The following is an 18,165-nucleotide window of genomic DNA, read 5'->3' as shown; positions in this document are numbered from 1 at the left end:
GGTCGGATGCATGATCCCGATCCACGCCTATGAAGGCCGCCGGGTGGCTGTGTTCGGATTGGGACGCTCCGGCATCACCACGGCCAAGGCCCTCGAGGCCGGCGGTGCCGTGGTCTCGTGCTGGGATGATTCCGACGCCTCGCGGGACCGCGCGGTCGCCGAAGGGCTGACGCTGGATGATCTCAACCGGCGCGACTGGGGCGATATCGCCGCCCTGATCCTGTCGCCCGGCATTCCGCTGACCCATCCCAAGCCGCATCGCGTGGTCGAGCTGGCGACGGCGGTCGGCGCGCCCGTGATCGGGGATGTCGAGCTGTTCGCCATGGCGCTCGCGGCCTTGCCGGAAAAGCGTCGGCCCAAGGTGATCGGGATCACCGGCACCAATGGCAAGTCGACCACAACGGCGCTGATCGGCCATATCCTGCGGGCAACCGGCCGCAATGTGGTGGTCGGAGGCAATATCGGCGACGCCATTCTTGGCCAGGCGCCGCCACGGGCCGGCGGCTATTACGTCCTCGAACTATCCTCTTACCAGCTGGACCTGACCCATACGCTGGCGTGTGATGTCGCGGTTTTTCTCAACATCACGCCTGACCATATCGACCGGCATGGTGACTTCGACGGCTATTTCCGGGCCAAGAAGCGCCTGTTTGACATGCAGCAGCCGGGCGGCATCGCGGTTGTCGGGATCGATGACGGACCGACCTCGGCCTTCTATTCAACCCTGCGCAAGGCGCGCCGTGAGGGCGAAGTGATCGCGATTTCGGCCGGACGGGTGTTCGCACACGGCGTCTATGCGCTGGGGGACCGGGTCTATGACGCGCTCGACGGTGCGTCGCACCCGGTCGTCGATCTCAGCCGGGTTCCCACGCTGCCGGGTCGCCACAACGCCCAGAATGCGGCCGCCGCGCTGGCCGCGGTGCGGGCGATCGGCGTATCGGGACGGGCCGCTGCCGAGGCCATGGCCAGCTTTCCCGGGCTGGCCCATCGCCAGGAACGCGTGGCGACGATTGGCGGCATCACCTACATCAATGATTCCAAGGCAACCAATGCGGAAGCCGCCGTGCAGGCGCTGGGCTGCTATGACCGGATTCGCTGGATTGTCGGCGGGCGGGCCAAGGCCGGCGGGTTGGGCGCTGCCAAGCCGCAATTCCACCGGGTCGAGAAAGCCTATCTGATCGGCGAGGCCGCGGACGGGTTCGCGGCCGAACTGGACGGCGTGCTCGCCTGTGAGCAGTGCGGTGATCTTGCCGGCGCGATCGCGGCGGCCACCCGCGATGCGCAGGCCAGCGGCGAGACCGGCGGGATTGTCCTTCTCTCGCCTGCGGCCGCGTCTTTCGACCAGTTCACCAGTTTTGAGGCACGCGGCGACCGCTTTCGTGAGCTGGTCAACGCGCTGGCCTCGGGGCCAGCTGCCGCAGGGGAGCCGGCATGATCCAGAGCGTCCCTCGCGCGGTCGGCATGTGGTGGCGCGGTATCGACCGCACGCTGCTCTTCGTCATTCTCGCCCTGATCGCCACAGGTCTCGTCCTCTCGATGGCGGCAAGCCCGGCGGCGGCCGAACGTCTGGGCATAGATGAGCCGTTTTACTTCTTCTTTCGCCAGAGTGTTTTCGCCGGTCTGAGCGTGATTGTCTTGCTGGCCATCTCCGCGCTCTCTCCCAAGGGCGCGCGACGACTGGCGGCTGTCGCCATGATCGGGGCCTTCGTCCTGCTCATCCTGACCCTGCTGGTTGGATATGAGGTCAAGGGGGCGACGCGCTGGCTCCGGGTCGGGCCGTTCTCGCTGCAGCCGTCCGAGTTCCTGAAGCCGGCCTTTCTGGTCACGGCAGCCTGGCTGTTTTCCGAGGAAAAACGCGGCGCGCCCGTGCCGGGCCAACTGATCGCCTTCGGCCTCTATCTGGTCGCGGTCGGTCTGTTGATGATGCAGCCTGACTTTGGCCAGACGGTGCTGCTCACCTTGTGCTTCGGGGGCATTTTCTTCGCCTCGGGCCTGTCCTGGCTCTGGGTGGCGGTGTTGGGCAGTCTGGCCGCATCGGGATCAACGCTGGCCTATTTCACCTTCCCGCACATTGCCTCGCGGGTGGACCGTTTCCTCAATCCTGAAAGCGGTGACACCTATCAGATTGACCGCGCCACCGAGGCGATCTCGCGTGGCGGCATCGCGGGTGTCGGGCCGGGTGAGGGCGAGGTCAAACACCTGCTGCCGGACGCCTATACCGATTTCATCTTCTCGGTCGCGGCGGAGGAATTCGGCCTGATCGCCTCGCTGGCGATCATCGGTCTGTTTGCGATCCTGGTGACCCGGGCCTGGATGCAGGTGATGCGGCTGCAGGATGGCTTCGCCCAGCTGGCCGTTGCCGGTCTGGCGCTGCAATTCGGACTGCAAAGCCTGGTCAATATCGCCGTAAACTTGAACCTCATTCCGCCCAAGGGCATGACCTTGCCCTTCGTCTCCTATGGAGGTTCATCCATGCTCGCCCTCGCTTTCGGCGCTGGTCTCCTGCTGGCCTTCACGCGCCGCCGCCCCGGTGCCTACACGCCGCGCTACGCGGCATGACACCGCGTCGCTGCCTGATTGCTGCCGGGGGAACCGGCGGCCACATGTTTCCGGCCCGGGCTGCCGCCGAGGCGCTGATCGCCCGCGGCTGGCAGGTGCGCCTGGTCACCGATGCACGCGGCCTGCGCCATGCGACCGACTTCCCGGCCGTCGCGGTTGACGAGATCCATGCCGCCAGCCCGTCGACCAGGAACCCGATCAAGCTGGCCAGGGCGGCGCTCGAGCTGACCCAGGGCTTTGCCCAGGCGCGCGCCATTGTCGGCAAGTGGAAGCCCGATGTGATCGCCGGTTTTGGCGGCTATCCGGCCTTTCCGGCACTGGCGGTGGCCCGGGCGATGGGCATCCCCTTCGCCATCCATGAGCAGAATGCCGTGCTCGGCCGGGTCAATCGGGTGTTTGCCAGCAAGGCCGGTTTCATCGCATCCGGCTTCGAGCGCCTCGACCGTCTGCCGGCCAAGGCCAAGCGTCGGCATATCCTGACCGGCAATCCGCTCCGGAGCCCGATCATCAAGGCACGGGCGGCCGGTTATCCCGCCATCACGCCGGAGGGTCGCCTCAATATTCTGGTGCTGGGCGGCTCGCTGGGCGCGCGGATCCTGTCGGAGACGGTGCCGCAGGCGATGGCCCTGATCCCGGAAAAGCTGCGATCTCGCCTTGATGTGGTCCAACAGACCCGCGAGGAATCTCTCCCCATGGCACGGGATACCTATCAGGCCGCCGGCATCGCCGCGCGTTGCGAACCCTTCTTCGAGGATGTTGGCGCACTCTATGCCGCCAGCCATCTCGTGATCGGTCGGGCCGGGGCCTCGACCGTGTCCGAAGTCGCCGGCGTCGGCCGTCCGGCGATTTTCTGCCCGCTGGCGATTGCCGCCGATGACCACCAGTCGGCCAATGTCGATGGTCTGGTCCAGGCGGTGGCCTGCGATGTCGTCCATGAGGGCGAGTTCACCGCGCAAAAGATCGCCACCCTGCTTGAAACCCGTTTGTCCAACCCTGACGATCTCGCCGACCGTGCCGCCTCGGCGCGCGCGCTGGGCCGTCCCGATGCCGCCGATGCGCTGGCCCGGGCGGTCGATGGCCTGGTCACTGGAGCGCTTGCATGAAGTTCACCGCCCTGCCTTTCGAGGTCGGCCCTGTCCATTTCGTCGGTATCGGCGGGATCGGCATGTCCGGCATTGCCGAAGTCATGCTCAATCTCGGCTACAAGGTGCAGGGCTCTGACATCAAGGCGAACCCGAATGTCGAGCGCCTGACCGGCCTGGGCGCCACGGTCGCCATCGGCCACAAGGCCGAGAATGTCACCGGCGCCGGCGCCATCGTCGTGTCCTCGGCGATCAAGCCGGACAATCCCGAGCTGGTTGCGGCTCGCGCCGCCAAGATCCCGGTCGTGCGCCGGGCCGAGATGCTGGCCGAGCTGATGCGTCTGAAATTCGCGGTCGCTGTCGGCGGTACGCATGGCAAGACCACGACAACCTCGCTGGTCTCGGTGCTGATGGATGCGGCGGGTGTCGATCCCACGGTGATCAATGGTGGTATCATCTCGGCCTATGGCTCCAATGCCAAGATGGGGCTGGGCGACTGGATGGCGGTCGAGGCGGACGAGAGCGACGGCTCCTTCCTCAAGCTGCGCTCGACGGTGGCCATCGTCACCAATATCGATCCGGAGCACATGGAGCATTACGGCACCTTTGACGTCCTGCGTCAGGCCTTCTTCCAGTTCGTCGAGAACCTGCCCTTTTACGGGTTCGCCGTGCTGTGCACCGATCACCCGGAAGTGCAGTCGCTGGCCAGCCGCGTCGAGGATCGCCGTGTCATCACTTATGGCCAGAACCCGCAGGCCGATGCGCGTCTGGAAAATCTCAAGATGGATCCCAGCGGCGCGACCTTCGATGTCCGCTTCCGCCTGCGCGACCAGGCCGAAACCGTCTGGACCGATATTTTCCTGCCGATGATGGGCGAGCATAATGTGCTCAATGCGGTGGCGGCGCTGGCCACGGCCCGCGAGCTGGGCCTGACCGAGGAGGGTGCCAAGACGGCGCTCGGCCAGTTCGGCGGGGTCAAGCGTCGCTTCACCCGGACGGGTGAGTGGAAGGGCGCGGCCATCATCGATGATTACGGCCATCACCCGGTCGAGATCGCCGCCGTGCTGAAGGCCGCCCGCCAGGCCGCGACCGGCAAGGTAATCGCGGTCATGCAACCGCACCGCTATTCGCGCCTGCACGACCTGTTCGAGGACTTTTCGACCTGTTTCAACGATGCCGACAGCGTGCTGGTGGCCCCGGTCTATACTGCCGGCGAAGACCCGATTGAGGGCGCCGACCAGGCCCATCTGGTTGAAAGCCTCGGCGCCCATGGCCACCGCGATGCCAGTGCCACCACGCGCGAAAACGTCGCCGCCGATGTCGCCAAACGGGCCGGCGAGGGCGATGTCGTCGTCTGCCTCGGTGCCGGCGACATCACGCAATGGGCCTATGCGCTTCCGGGCGAGCTGGAGGCGTTGGGGTGAGCCTGCTCGCCCAACTCCCGCCCGTCCGCGGCAAATATATCGAACAGGCGCCGCTCAAGGACCTGATCTGGTTGCGCGTCGGCGGTCCGGCGGATGTGCTTTACCTGCCGGCCGACGAGTCCGATCTGTGTCGCTTTCTCGCGGAAACGCCGGACGAGATACCGGTGACCGTGCTGGGTGCCGGGTCGAACACGCTGGTGCGCGATGGCGGGGTGTCGGGCGTCGTGATCCGTCTCGCCGGCGCTTTCGCCCGGACCGAGGCGCTGGACGGGCATCGCCTGCGCGCCGGGGCCGGAGCGCTTGACAAGATGGTCGCCAAGGCCGCCGCCAAGGCCGGGATTGCCGGTCTGGAATATCTGGTCGGTGTGCCCGGCACGATCGGCGGCGCGCTGCGCATGAATGCCGGCTGCTATGACCAGGAGACGGCCGATGTGCTGGTCGAGGCCATAGCGCTGGATCGCATGGGCCGCCGGATCATCGCGACACCGGAAGAGCTCGCCTACAGCTATCGCCATTGCTCGGCACCGGAGGACTGGATCTTCACCGAGGCGGTCTTCCAGGGCCGGGCCGATGCGCCCGAGGCGGTCACCGAACGCATGGATGCGATCACGTCGCGGCGCGAGAGCACGCAGCCGATCCGCGAGAAGACGTCCGGCTCGACCTTCGCCAACCCGGATCCGCCCGGCACGCCGAACCAGCGCAAGTCCTGGGAGCTGATCGACAGTGTCGGCGGTCGCGGCTACCGCGTCGGCGGGGCGCATTTTTCTGAGCAGCACTGTAACTTTCTGATCAATGACGGCACGGCCAGCGCCGCGGACCTGGAACGGGTCGGCGAGGATGTGCGGGCGCGGGTGCGCGAACAACACGCTATCGATCTGCGCTGGGAAGTCCGGCGCATCGGCCGGGCGACCGGCGCACAGAGCAAGAGGGGTAACCCCGATGACTAATCCACTGGCTCCGGCAATCGAGCCGATCCGCGAGAAGTTCGTGCAGGCTTATGCGCAATGGCTGCCGGAGATGCTGAAACTGTTCCCGCAAGGCGTCAGCGAGCATCCGTTCGCGATCCGGCATGACAAGTCGCTGATCCGCAATCTCTACCGTATCGACTTTGCCACCCAGCTCCAGCCGAAGCCGGAGTTTCGCGAGTTTCGCCTCAGTGACATGCTGGCCTTCCGCTCCTGGGACGGGCCGATCGATGGCGTGCACGTCCATCTCCATCCCTTCCGCTGGGATGCGGTCGTGGTCCAGCTGCAGGGTGCCAAATGGAATGTCGAGGCGGTGACGCGCTGGTTTGATCGCTGGTTCGGCCTGATGAAGGACACGCCTGTGGTGACGCCCGGCATCCAGACCAGCGGCTTTATTCATGCCGCCTCGCTACAGGACGAGATCCTGCATCTTGATCTCGGTACGGCGCCGGTCGAGGCCTTGATCGAGCTGGTCGGCATCGGGCGGGCCAGCGGGGCCAGCGCGATTGCGTTGAGCGATCCGGTGGTCCAGCCGAGCAAGCCGGCCGGCGAGATACTGAATTAGAGGCAGTCCCGGCCGGACCACGGTCGGTCGGTGTTGGACAGGATGATGTGATGAGCAAGCGTGTTGCGGTTCTTCTCGGCGGATTGTCGCCGGAACGGGATGTGTCCCTGGTCTCCGGCGCGGCCTGCGCCAAGGGGTTGCGGGCTGCTGGCTATGACGTCGTCGAGATTGATGCGGGCCGGAACCTGTCGCAGCAACTGGCCGAGGCCGAACCGGACATCGTCTTCAATGCCCTGCATGGCGAGTGGGGCGAGGATGGCCTGGTCCAGGGTGTGCTCGAGCATTTCGGCAAGCCCTATACCCATTCCGGTGTGTTGGCGTCGGCTCTCGCCATGGACAAGCAGAAGGCCAAGGATGTGCTGCGCGCAGCCGGCATACCCTGTCCCGAAGGCGTGATCGCCAACCGTTTCGAGGCGGCCAAGTCACACGTGATGAAGCCGCCCTATGTCGCCAAGCCGAATGCGCAGGGCTCGTCGGTCGGCGTGCATATCGTGCTGGAAGGCGCCAATCGTCCGCCGGCCGAGCTGGGGTCGACGGCCTGGGCGCTGGGCGACGAGATCCTGATCGAGCGTTATATCCCCGGTCGCGAGCTGACGGTCGCGGTCATGGAGGACAAGGCGCTCTGTGTCACCGAGATCAAGCCGAACACGACCTTCTATGACTATGAAGCGAAGTATTCTGCCGGCGGCTCGGATCATATTTTACCAGCGCCCATTTCCGACGACATTGCCGAACTGGCGATGTCCCTGGCCCTCAAGGCGCACAAGGCCTTGGGATGCCGCGGCCTGACCCGGTCTGACTTCCGTTACGATACGGAGTCGGAAACCCCGCTATGGTTACTCGAAATTAACACCCAACCCGGCATGACTCCAACTTCACTAGCGCCAGAACAGGCGCAGTACTGCGGGATCGCGTTTCAGGATCTCGTTGCATGGATGGCGGAGAATGCGTCGTGTCGAAGGTGAGGCGTGCCGGATCGCGTAAAGCGGTCCGTCGCAAGACCAAACCCCAGTCCGCCGCGGTGTCCGCACCGCGGCGTTTGCGTAACTGGGCCGAGGCCCAGATCCGGGGTGTCAGATACCGTATGGCGAATGCAGCCCGTTTCGGCGGGCTGGTCGTGGCTGGCCTGGCGGCTGTCACGCTGGGCGGACTTGCGCTCTTCGGCCAGTTGGATGACGTCACCGCCTGGGCCGGCGACCGCGTCGAGCGTCATCTCACCCAGGCCGGCTTTGCCGTTCGGGCCGTCGATGTCACCGGTGCTCGCGGCGAGATGGCCCATGCCATTGTGCTGGCTTCTCAGATCCATGACGGCCAGTCGATTTTTTCCGTTGATCCCGAAGCGATCCGTGCCCGTGTGGAGGCGATGCCGGTGATCCGGCGCGCCCGCGTGGCCCGGCTTCTGCCGAACCGGATCGCGATTGTCGTCGAGACCCGTGAGGCCTTTGCCTTGTGGCAGGTCGAGGGCGGGCTGCACGTGATTGACCGCGATGGTGTCGTGATCGCCGATGCCGATGTCATGAACCCGCCCGATCTGCCGCTGGTCGTCGCCGAGGGCGCCAATGAGGCGGCCACCGAGATCGTCGATGCGCTGAGCCATTACCCCGATGTCGCTGGCCGTGTGGTCGGTGCGGTCCGGGTTGGCGAGCGGCGCTGGAACCTGCGTCTCGACAGCGGCGCTGATGTGAAATTGCCGGAGAGCGATGTGATGGCCTCGATCGCCATTCTCGCGCGCCTGCAGGCCGAGCGGGGCGTGTTGCGCCTGGCGGCCGAGAGTTTTGACCTACGCGGCGAGGGCGATCTGATCGTCCGGGCCCTGCCTGAGCGGGCAGCGGCAGCCGGTATGCGGGAGCGTGAAGCGTGAGTGTGTTCGATCTGTTCCGGTCGCGTCAGCCCAGTGCTGTCAGCGGGCCCAAATCCCAGGGCGTCTGTGCCGCGCTTGATGTCGGCTCGTCCAAGATTGCCTGCTTCATCGCTCGCACAGACCAGACCATCGCCGGACCGCGCCCGCGTGTGATCGGCGTCGGCCATCAGTCCTCCCGCGGCGTCCGCGCCGGCGCTGTCGTCGACATGGATGCCGCCGCCGAGGCGATCCGCGCGGCTGTTGAGCAGGCCGAGCGCATGGCCGGCATGGCGGTCAACGCCGTGACCGTTACCCTGTCTGCCGGCCAGCCGGCCTCGACCCGTCTGGCGGCCGAGATTGATCTGCCGCAGCGCGAGATTACCGAACGCGAGCCGCGCCGCCTTCTGGACGGTGCCCTGGCCGAGTTCGAGATGGAGGACCGCGTTGTCCTGCATGCCATTCCGCTGTCCTGGTCGGTCGATGATCACCGCGGGATCAAGGATCCGCGCGGCATGTTCGGCAAGACGCTGGGCGTGGAAGTCCACGTCATCACCGCGGCCATCGGCCCGCTGCGCAATCTGGCCTCCTGCATCGAGCGCTGCCATCTCGATCTCAAGGGCGTGGTGGCGACGCCCTATGCCTCCGGTCTGTCGGCCCTGGCCGATGACGAGGTCAAGCTGGGCGCGACCCTGATCGACATGGGCGCTGGCGCGACAACGGCGGCCGTCTTCGCCGAGGGCGCGCTGTTGCACATCGACGCCGTGCCGGTGGGCGGTTCACACGTCACCTCTGACGTCGCCCGCGGCCTGTCGACGCCGCTGGCTGCCGCCGAACGCCTGAAGACACTCTACGGGTCCGCGCTCGACAGCCCGGAAGACGATCAGCAGATGATCGAGGTGCCGTCGGTGTCCGGTGAGACCGGCGCGGTCTATGACAGCGCCCCGCGCTCGCTGCTGAATTCCATCATCCGGCCTCGGCTGGAAGAGACTTTCGAGCTTATCCGGGACCGGCTTGACGCTGCCGGCGTCGGCAAGACCTCCGGTCGGCGTCTGGTGCTCACCGGGGGCGGTGCGCAACTGCCGGGCGCCGCCGAGCTGGCGGCCCGCGTGTTCGGCAAGCAGGTCCGCATTGCGGGCCCGTGTGGTGTCAGTGGTCTGGGTGATGCGGTCTCCGGGCCGGCCTTCAGCGCCGTCGCCGGCGTGGTCCGCCGAGAAACCCGCGGTGCCGCCGAAGCGATCGCCGGTCCGCCCCGTCTCAGCGGTCTGCCGACCATGCGTCCGCGCGTTCGCGCGGAGGCGGGCGGGGGCCGGGCCGGGTCGATGTGGCGCTGGTTTGCGGAGAGCTTCTGAGCCGCGCCCGGAACGCCCGACATTTCATAATCAATTACCGCCTGCGTTGAAGACATTCAGCGATACGACCCTTACTTGTCACGGCCTTGGCCGAGAGAAGAATGTCATGTCGTTCAATCGAGTCGAGGCGCTTCCCGATTATGCCTGCGTCGACGTCATTATCGACGGACACGAGGACTGGGACAGTGCCACCGATGTCATTGTTGAAATGATCGAACTGGCGGAGGCGCGCGGCTGGTCGCGCATCCTCATCGATTTCACGCGGGTCAACCTGCGCGTGGCGCTCGTCGAGGCGCCGGAGATCGCGAAATTCTTCGACTCCTTCGTGAACCATCCGATGACACTCGCCATTGTGCTCCCTGTGGCCGACACGGATCGCGTCATTATCGGCGCGTTTGCCAGCGCGCTGCATTATCTGGGGCACGCGGTCAGCGTCCTGCATAGCGATGCCGATCGCATGGCTTGGCTGGCGGGGTCTGAGCCGAGGCGCGCCAACGGATAGGCTGCGAGGCCCGCGCCCGGTGCGTTTTATGATGTTTTCGTAACCAAAATGAGCGGGGGTTTAACTCCTGCTTAAGCGTCTGGGAGGAAACTTCATGGTGAATCGTTGTTTAACTTCCAGTACCGGGCACGGGGTCTCTCATGACGCTCAACCTCTCCATTCCTGAAACGACCGAATTGCGGCCGCGCATTGTCGTCTTTGGTGTCGGGGGCGCCGGGGGCAACGCTGTCAACAACATGATCGAGGCCAAACTCGAGGGTGTCGACTTCGTCGTCGCCAATACCGATGCGCAGGCGCTGCAGCGCTCGCAGGCTGAAAAGCGCGTCCAGATGGGCGCCGCGATCACCGAGGGTCTGGGCGCCGGCGCGCGTCCGGAAGTCGGCGAGCAGTCGGCCGAGGACTCGATCGAGGAAATCCGTGAGCATCTGGGCGGTGCCCACATGGTCTTCATCACCGCCGGCATGGGCGGCGGCACCGGCACCGGTGCCGCCCCGGTGGTCGCGCGGGCCGCTCGCGAAATGGGCATCCTAACCGTCGGTGTGGTGACCAAGCCCTTCCATTTTGAAGGTTCGCGCCGGATGAAGCTGGCCGATAGCGGTATCGATCAGCTGCAGGAGCATGTCGATACGCTGATCGTGATCCCGAACCAGAACCTGTTCCGCATCGCCACCGAGAAGACGACCTTTGCGGAGGCCTTCTCGATGGCCGACCAGGTCCTGCACTCGGGCGTGCGCGGCATTACCGACCTGATGGTCATGCCCGGCCTGATCAATCTCGACTTCGCCGATGTCCGCGCGGTGATGAACGAGATGGGCAAGGCGATGATGGGAACGGGCGAAGCCGGCGGCGAAAAGCGCGCCGTCGAAGCCGCCCAGGCTGCCATCTCCAATCCGCTGCTCGATGATGTCTCGATGAAGGGCGCCACCGGCGTGCTGATCAACATCACCGGCGGCTACGACATGACGCTCTACGAAGTTGACGAGGCCGCCAACGAGATCCGCGCCGAAGTGGATCCGGACGCCAATATCATCGTCGGCTCGACCTTTGACGAGACGATGGAAGGCACGATGCGGGTTTCCGTGGTTGCTACCGGGATCGATGCAGAGGCCCTGGTCCAGGTTGACCCGCGGGCGCGTACGCGCGCGGCGGCAGTACCGCAGTCGAGCCCCAATGACGCCATCCTGCCGTGGAAGCGCAGCAATTCCGACCGGCCCGGTCGTGTCGCTGCCGAGCGTGCGGCCGAGACGCCGGTCAGTGAAGCTCGCGCCGATATGCGTCGCGAGGCAGCGACCCCGCAAGCGGTCGCCCAGCCCCAGGCTCCGACCCAGGCAAATGTGCAGGACGAGCGCGAGAATGAATTCCAGGTCGAGCCGATGAAGCGGGCTGTTGGTGCGGAAGACCTGTCCGACGCCATCGGTACCACCTCGCTGCGCTCCGAGCGCGACCCCTACGTGTCGGAAGTCCGGACCGCGCAGGCCGAGGCCGGGCTTCAGGCTCCGCAGGTCGTGCAGGACCAGGCGCGCCTGGCGCAGGAGGCCGAGCGCCTCAATGCCCGCTATGAAGAACGCCGGGCCTCGGCGTCGGCGTCGCAGGCTCAGGCGGATACCAAGGAAGAGAAGCGCGGATTCTCGCTGTTTGGTCGTCGCAAGAAGCCGGCCGAGCCGGCTCCGAAAGCGGCTCCGATCACCAAGACGGCCCCGGTCCAGTCGGCCCAGCGCCCGACATCGGGGGACCTGTTTGGCGACAGCCTCGAAGAGGGCGATCTGGAAATCCCGGCCTTCCTGCGTCGTCAGGCCAACTGAAACCAGTAAGTTGCTGATTTTATGCTGTAAAAGGGCGACTCTCCGGGGTCGCCCTTTTTGCTGCAAGCGCGTAACAAACGGCAACAATGCTTTAATTGAAAGCAGACCCGTCCTGGCGTTCACTGCATGGGTAGACAGCTGTCGTCTGTCCTACGGTCTCTGGCGTAAACCATAAGCAAGATGGCGTGTTATCGTGATTAACCGGCACACATTGGCGGCCCCAGTTGTTTTCGCGGGCATCGGTCTTCACTCCGGTGAGCGGGTCCGCATGGTGTTGCAACCGGCCAGTGCCGGCGCCGGTATCATTTTCGTCCGCTCCGATATCAGCGATCGCAACAATCGCATCGCCGCCCGGGCCGAAAACGTCAACGAGGTTCGCCTCGGCACCACGATCACCAATGATGACGGCGTGTCGATCGCCACGGTCGAACACCTGATGGCGGCTTTGGCCGGCCTCGGTGTCGATGACGCCATCATCGAGGTCGAAGGTCCGGAAGTTCCGGTCATGGACGGCTCCTCCGCCCCCTTCGTCAAGCTGATCCGCCAGGTCGGCCTGAAATCCCATGCCATGCCGCGTCGCGCGATCCAGGTGCTGCGCCCGGTGATGGTGGATGTCGACGAGCGCAGTGCCGGCTTCCTGCCGGCGCTCAAGCCGTCGATCGAGATTGAAATCAGCTTCGAGCATGCCGCTGTCGGTCGCCAGTCCTGCGCCTTTGACATCGCACCGGACATTTTCAGCGACGATATCGCCTCGGCCCGTACCTTCGGCTTCCGCAAGGATTACGAAGCGCTGCTCGCGGCGGGCCTGGCCCGCGGGGGCTCGATGGAGAATGCGGTCGTTCTGGATGATGACGGCATCGTCAATCCGGAAGGCCTGCGCTTCAAGGACGAGTTCGTGCGTCACAAGGCGCTCGACGCACTGGGCGATATTGCCCTGGCCGGCGCTCCGATCATCGGTTGCTACCGCGCCGCCCGTCCGGGACATGCGATCAACAATGCCGCCGTGCGCGCGCTGCTGGCCGACAAGTCGAGCTGGAAATGGGTCAATATGCGTGACGTCGATGCCGGTGCCATGGCGATGGCGCGCTGACGCGTCCACGGCCGTTTCCAATCTGGTCGACGACTCCGCTTCCCATTTCCCGTCCTCACTCAAATTCCGGGAATCACGCCACCGCCAGGCCTGTCGGGCTGGCGCTGCGGGCTGTTTTGTCCTGCTGCGGCACCAGAGCCGGGCCGGTCCGGAGGCCCGTGACAGCAGTCTCGACCGCCCTGATTGCGGCCACCGATGACAGCGGCCTTTTGCCGGAGCCAATCATCCGCTACAAACCTATTCGAACGGGTGGCTCTTCGGCCGCCAGAGCTGTTGAGCCGTGTCTTCATGACCCTTAAGTCGCGTATTATCGTCCCGCTTCTCCTGTCCGCCGTTCTGGCCGCCTGTGCCAGCGGCCCCGACAACTCCGTCGCCTATGTCGAGCGACCGGCCGAGACGATCTACGCGGCAGCGTTCGATACGCTGGACCGGCGCCAGTATGCGCTGGCCGCGGCACAGTTCGACGAGGTCGAACGCCAGCACCCGTACTCGGAATGGGCCCGCCGCGCGATGCTGATGGCGGCCTATGCCAACTACGAGTCCAATAATTACGACGAAGCGATTTCGGACGCCCAGCGATTCATCTCGCTGCACCCGGGCAATCGCAACGCCGCCTACGCCTACTATCTGATCGCGATCAGCTATTTCGAACAGATCATGGATGTCGGCCGTGACCAGGCCTCGACCCAGCAAGCGCTGGCTGCGCTTGAGCAGGTGGTCCGTCGCTTCCCGGAGAGCCGCTACGCGACCGACGCCCGCCTCAAGATCGACATGACTCGTGACCATCTCGCCGGCAAGGAAATGTCGGTTGGGCGCTGGTATCTGCGCCGCGGCTATCATCTCGCCGCGATCAACCGCTTCCAGACGGTCCTGCGCGATTACGGCAATACCTCGCATGTTCCCGAGGCGCTGCACCGCCTTGTCGAGTCCTATGTCTCGCTGGGCGTTGATCAGGAAGCGACCCAGGTCGCGGCCGTTCTCGGCTACAACTTCCCGGGCAGCGAATGGTATGAGGACAGCTATGATCTCCTCACGCGCGAGGGGATCTCGATCGGCGACGCGATCGAACAGGCTGACCCGTCCTTCCTTGAGCGGGCCATGCAAAGACTGTTCGGCTAAACCGGCCCGGGGGTGTTTTCGCGCTGAATGCTGCTCTCCCTCTCTATCCGAAATGTGGTCCTGATCGACGCGCTTGATGCGATGTTCGAGGGCGGATTGTGTGCGCTCACCGGTGAGACCGGTGCCGGCAAGTCGATCCTTTTGGGCGCGCTCGGCCTCGCCGCCGGCGAACGTGCCGACCGCGCCCAGGTGCGAAGCGGTGCCGATGAAGCGCAGGCCGTTGCCGAATTCGATCTGCCGGCCGGACATCCGGCCTGGGCCCTGCTGGACGAGGCTGGTCTGGTGGTGGAGCCGGGCGAGCCGCTGATCCTGCGACGCCGCCTCGGTGAGGACGGCCGGAGCCGGGCTCATGTCAATGACCAGGCCGCCAGTATCGGCCTTCTGCGCAGTCTCGGCGATGTGCTGGTCGAGGTGCACGGCCAGCATGACGGCCGCGGTCTGATGGACCCGAAGAGCCACCGCAGTTATCTCGACAGCTATGCCGGCCATGATGACAAGCTGACGGCCTGCCGGGCGGCCTGGCGGGAATTCAGCGCCGCGCGCAAGCAATTGACCAGCCTGGTCGACGCCAATCAGGCCTCGGACAGCGAGCAGGAATTCCTGCGCCATGCGCTGGAGGAACTCGACCGTCTCGATCCCCGCCCCGGCGAGGAAGCGGAGCTGGCCGAGGAGCGCCAATTCCTGCAGGGCGCCGAGCGTGCCTTGGGCGATCTTCAGGAGGCCCAGCAGGCACTGGCCGGCGAGGGCGGTGGTCTGGAAGGCCGGCTCAATGCGGCACTGCGCGGCCTGGAACGGGTGCGCGATCATATCGGCACCGGTGGCGGCGAGGCGGGCAGCTCGCTCGAGCGGGCCTCGAACGCCATTGACCGGGCCCTGATCGAGTTCGCCGAGGCCGAGGATGCGCTGTCCGATGCGGCCCAGGCCTTTGATGTCGAGCCGGGGCGTCTCAATGAGGTCGAGGAGCGCCTGTTCGCGCTGCGCGCGCTCGCCCGCAAGCATCATGTGTCCCCGGACGAGCTGGCGGCCCTGCATGGCCGGCTGACCGAGCAGCTCGACGGCATCGAGAATGCGTCCGACCGGATCGCCGAGGCCGAGAAATCGGTGAAGGCTGCGAAGGCTCGTTATGACGACGCCGCCCACGCGCTGACCCGCAGTCGCGAGGCTGCCGGCAGCGCGCTCTCCGACGCGGTCGCTGCGGAACTGCCACCGTTGAAAATGGACAAGGCCCGCTTCCGGGTTGCGATCACCGCGGAGGATGACCGGGCCGGTCCGGACGGGCGCGATCACGTGGTCTTCGAAGTTGCCACCAATCCCGGCTCGCCCTTCGGCGCGCTCGACAAGATCGCCTCGGGCGGGGAGCTGTCGCGCTTCGGCCTGGCGCTGAAGGTTGCGCTGGCCGGCGAGGATGACGGCCTCGTGCTGGTCTTCGACGAGGTTGACCAGGGCGTGGGCGGCGCGGTGGCCGATGCCGTCGGCCGCCGGCTGAAACGCCTGGCCTCACGTGGCCAGACGCTGGTCGTGACCCACTCGCCCCAGGTCGCCGCGCTGGCCGATCACCACTGGCAGATCGTCAAGACCGATGACGGCCAGGGCGGGGTTCGCACGACGCTGGTCAAGCTCGATGGCGAAGCGCGTCGCGAGGAGATTGCCCGCATGCTCTCCGGCGCTGACATTACTGATGCCGCGCGGGCCCAGGCCGATGCACTGATGGCCGTCGAGGCCTAGACTGTCGGCCTGAATTGATTCCGCAGGGCAGGACCGATGAGCGCACTCAAGGATGTTGACCAGCTGAGCGAGGCCGAGGCCAGCGCAGAGCATGCGCGCCTCGCCCGTGAGCTCGCCGGTCACGACAAGGCCTATTACCAGAATGATGCGCCGAAAATCTCGGACGCCACCTATGATGCGCTGCGCCGGAAGGTCGAAGCCATCGAGGCCCGTTTCCCCCACCTCGTCGATCTGTTCAGCCCGACCCAGCGCGTCGGTGCGGCTCCTTCCGGCAAGTTCGGCGAGATCCGCCACGCCGTGCCGATGCTGTCGCTCGGCAATGCTTTCAATGACGAGGATGTGGCGGACTTTGTCGGCCGCATCCGGCGGTTCCTTGGTTTGAGTGAGAACGAGATCGTCGCCGTCACCGCCGAGCCCAAGATTGACGGCCTGTCGGCCAGCCTGCGCTACGAGAATGGCCGCCTGGTCCATGGCGCGACGCGCGGTGACGGGCAGACCGGCGAGGATGTGACGCAAAATCTGCTGACCCTCGACGAAATCCCGCAGACCCTGCCGCCGGGCGATTGGTCGGACGTGGTTGAGGTGCGCGGCGAGGTCTACATGTCCCATGCCGATTTCGCCGCCCTCAACCAGCGCCAGGCCGAGGCGGGCAAGGATGCCTACAAGAACCCGCGCAATGCCGCCGCCGGGTCATTGCGCCAGATCGATCCGAAGATGACGGCACAGCGCCCGCTGCGCTTCTTTGCCTATGCCTGGGGCGAGGTCTCGGCGCCACTGTCTGACACGCAGATGGGGGCCGTCGAACGCCTCGGTGCCATGGGTTTCCCGATCAATCCGCTGATGGCGCGGTGCGACAGCGTTGAGGCGTTGCTCGATGTCTATCGCGATATCGAGGCGAGGCGGGCTGGACTCGGCTATGACATTGACGGGGTCGTTTACAAGGTCGACCGGCTGGACTGGCAGGAGCGGCTGGGCTTTGTCGCCCGTGCGCCGCGCTGGGCCATCGCCCACAAGTTTCCCGCCGAACAGGCAAGCACGGTCCTTGAAGCGATCGACATCCAGGTCGGCCGGACCGGTGCGCTGACCCCGGTGGCCCGCCTTACCCCGGTCACGGTTGGCGGGGTCGTCGTCACCAACGCAACGCTGCACAATCAGGACGAGATCGAGCGCAAGGATATCCGCGTCGGTGATACCGTGGTGATCCAGCGCGCCGGCGATGTCATCCCCCAGGTCGTCCGGGTGGTCGATGCAGATCGGCCGGATCGCGGTGCGCCGTTTGATTTCCCAACCGACTGCCCGGTCTGCGGCAGTCAGGCCCTGCGCGAACATGACGAGAAGACCGGCAAGCTGGATGCGGTCCGTCGCTGCACGGGCGGCCTGATCTGCGGTGCTCAGCTCAAGGAACGACTCAAGCATTTCGTCTCGCGCAAGGCCTTCGATATCGAAGGCCTGGGCACCAAGCAGATCGAGGCCTTCCACGAGGAAGGCCTGATCGACGAGCCGGCCGCTATCTTCACGCTGAAAGCCCGCAATGAGGCCGGCGAGATCACGCCGCCCCTGCAAGAGCGCGACGGGTTTGGCGAGACCTCGATCCGCAATCTCTTCACCTCGATCGAGGAGCGCCGGACGATCGCTCTGGCCCGCTTCCTCAACGCACTTGGCATTCGCCATGTCGGGGAGAACACGTCAGCGCTTTTCGCCCGCACCTATGGCAGCTGGACGGCCTTTCGTGCGGCCGCGGAGAATCTGGCCGACGATGCCGTGCGCGCTGAAATGCTGGGTATTGACGGGATCGGCAAGGCGGCCGTCGAGGCGCTCGACCAGTATTTCACCGAAGCCCATAATCGGGAGGTGCTGGATCATCTCGAGGCCCAGCTCACCATCGAGGATGCGGAAGCCGTCGCCAATGACAGCCCGGTCGCCGGCAAGACCGTGGTCTTCACCGGCGCGCTTGAACGGATGACCCGCGACGAAGCCAAGGCCAAGGCGCAATCGCTGGGCGCCAAGGTGGCTGGCTCGGTATCCGGCAAGACGGACTATCTGGTGGCAGGGCCGGGCGCGGGCTCGAAGGCCAAGAAGGCCGCGGAGCTTGGCGTCACCACGCTGACCGAGGATGAGTGGTTCGTGTTAATCGGCGAGTAGG

The 18,165-nt window shown here is 65.6% G+C and carries 15 protein-coding genes; all 15 read left to right on the top strand.

What is annotated here, in order from left to right:
• Nucleotides 1-10: 10 nt before the first annotated feature.
• The 15 genes from murD (at nucleotide 11) to ligA (ending at nucleotide 18,164) form a co-directional block, all read left to right on the top strand.
• A complete protein-coding gene (gene murD, locus AAA969_RS10430) occupies nucleotides 11-1,435 on the top strand; it encodes a UDP-N-acetylmuramoyl-L-alanine--D-glutamate ligase (protein ID WP_338245976.1) in 1,425 nt (474 codons plus the stop codon).
• Nucleotides 1,432-2,559 carry a putative lipid II flippase FtsW gene (gene ftsW, locus AAA969_RS10425; RefSeq protein WP_338245974.1) on the top strand — a complete coding sequence of 376 codons (1,128 nt, stop codon included), beginning with the start codon at nucleotides 1,432-1,434 and terminating at the stop codon, nucleotides 2,557-2,559. Before murD ends, ftsW begins: the two co-directional genes overlap by 4 nt.
• Nucleotides 2,556-3,662: an undecaprenyldiphospho-muramoylpentapeptide beta-N-acetylglucosaminyltransferase gene (murG, locus tag AAA969_RS10420; RefSeq protein WP_338245972.1), complete on the top strand. Its 1,107-nt coding sequence runs from the start codon at nucleotides 2,556-2,558 to the stop codon at nucleotides 3,660-3,662. Before ftsW ends, murG begins: the two co-directional genes overlap by 4 nt.
• Nucleotides 3,659-5,065 (top strand): UDP-N-acetylmuramate--L-alanine ligase, encoded by a 1,407-nt coding sequence (murC, locus tag AAA969_RS10415; protein WP_338245970.1) that lies wholly within the window; start codon nucleotides 3,659-3,661, stop codon nucleotides 5,063-5,065. Before murG ends, murC begins: the two co-directional genes overlap by 4 nt.
• The gene (murB, locus tag AAA969_RS10410; protein ID WP_338245968.1) at nucleotides 5,062-6,012 is read left to right on the top strand and encodes a UDP-N-acetylmuramate dehydrogenase; all 951 of its coding nucleotides are present in this window, start codon (nucleotides 5,062-5,064) and stop codon (nucleotides 6,010-6,012) included. Before murC ends, murB begins: the two co-directional genes overlap by 4 nt.
• Nucleotides 6,005-6,595: a hypothetical protein gene (locus AAA969_RS10405; protein WP_338245966.1), complete on the top strand. Its 591-nt coding sequence runs from the start codon at nucleotides 6,005-6,007 to the stop codon at nucleotides 6,593-6,595. Before murB ends, AAA969_RS10405 begins: the two co-directional genes overlap by 8 nt.
• A gap of 50 nt (nucleotides 6,596-6,645) precedes the next feature.
• Entirely contained in the window at nucleotides 6,646-7,560 is a 915-nt protein-coding gene (locus AAA969_RS10400; RefSeq protein WP_338245965.1) for a D-alanine--D-alanine ligase, read from the top strand.
• A gap of 119 nt (nucleotides 7,561-7,679) precedes the next feature.
• Nucleotides 7,680-8,456: a cell division protein FtsQ/DivIB gene (locus AAA969_RS10395; RefSeq protein ID WP_338245964.1), complete on the top strand. Its 777-nt coding sequence runs from the start codon at nucleotides 7,680-7,682 to the stop codon at nucleotides 8,454-8,456.
• A complete protein-coding gene (ftsA, locus tag AAA969_RS10390) occupies nucleotides 8,453-9,784 on the top strand; it encodes a cell division protein FtsA (RefSeq protein ID WP_338245962.1) in 1,332 nt (443 codons plus the stop codon). Before AAA969_RS10395 ends, ftsA begins: the two co-directional genes overlap by 4 nt.
• A 106-nt stretch (nucleotides 9,785-9,890) precedes the next feature.
• Nucleotides 9,891-10,286, top strand: a complete 396-nt coding sequence (locus AAA969_RS10385; protein WP_338245961.1) for a hypothetical protein — start codon at nucleotides 9,891-9,893, stop codon at nucleotides 10,284-10,286.
• 140 nt (nucleotides 10,287-10,426) lie between these two features.
• Nucleotides 10,427-12,088, top strand: a complete 1,662-nt coding sequence (gene ftsZ, locus AAA969_RS10380) for a cell division protein FtsZ (protein WP_338245960.1) — start codon at nucleotides 10,427-10,429, stop codon at nucleotides 12,086-12,088.
• A gap of 193 nt (nucleotides 12,089-12,281) precedes the next feature.
• Nucleotides 12,282-13,178, top strand: coding sequence for a UDP-3-O-acyl-N-acetylglucosamine deacetylase (lpxC, locus tag AAA969_RS10375; RefSeq protein WP_338245959.1), 897 nt, complete (start codon nucleotides 12,282-12,284; stop codon nucleotides 13,176-13,178).
• A gap of 288 nt (nucleotides 13,179-13,466) precedes the next feature.
• Nucleotides 13,467-14,297: an outer membrane protein assembly factor BamD gene (locus AAA969_RS10370; protein ID WP_338245958.1), complete on the top strand. Its 831-nt coding sequence runs from the start codon at nucleotides 13,467-13,469 to the stop codon at nucleotides 14,295-14,297.
• 27 nt (nucleotides 14,298-14,324) lie between these two features.
• A complete protein-coding gene (gene recN / locus AAA969_RS10365) occupies nucleotides 14,325-16,022 on the top strand; it encodes a DNA repair protein RecN (RefSeq protein ID WP_338245957.1) in 1,698 nt (565 codons plus the stop codon).
• Between the two features lie 36 nt (nucleotides 16,023-16,058).
• Nucleotides 16,059-18,164 (top strand): NAD-dependent DNA ligase LigA, encoded by a 2,106-nt coding sequence (gene ligA, locus AAA969_RS10360; RefSeq protein ID WP_338245956.1) that lies wholly within the window; start codon nucleotides 16,059-16,061, stop codon nucleotides 18,162-18,164.
• The last annotated feature ends 1 nt before the right edge of the window (nucleotide 18,165 follow it).

The organism is Maricaulis maris (genome assembly GCF_036322705.1).
Classification (GTDB): domain Bacteria; phylum Pseudomonadota; class Alphaproteobacteria; order Caulobacterales; family Maricaulaceae; genus Maricaulis; species Maricaulis maris_B.
The sequence above is the reverse complement of the archived record's forward strand: the minus strand, read 5'-3'. Positions and strand labels throughout refer to the sequence as shown.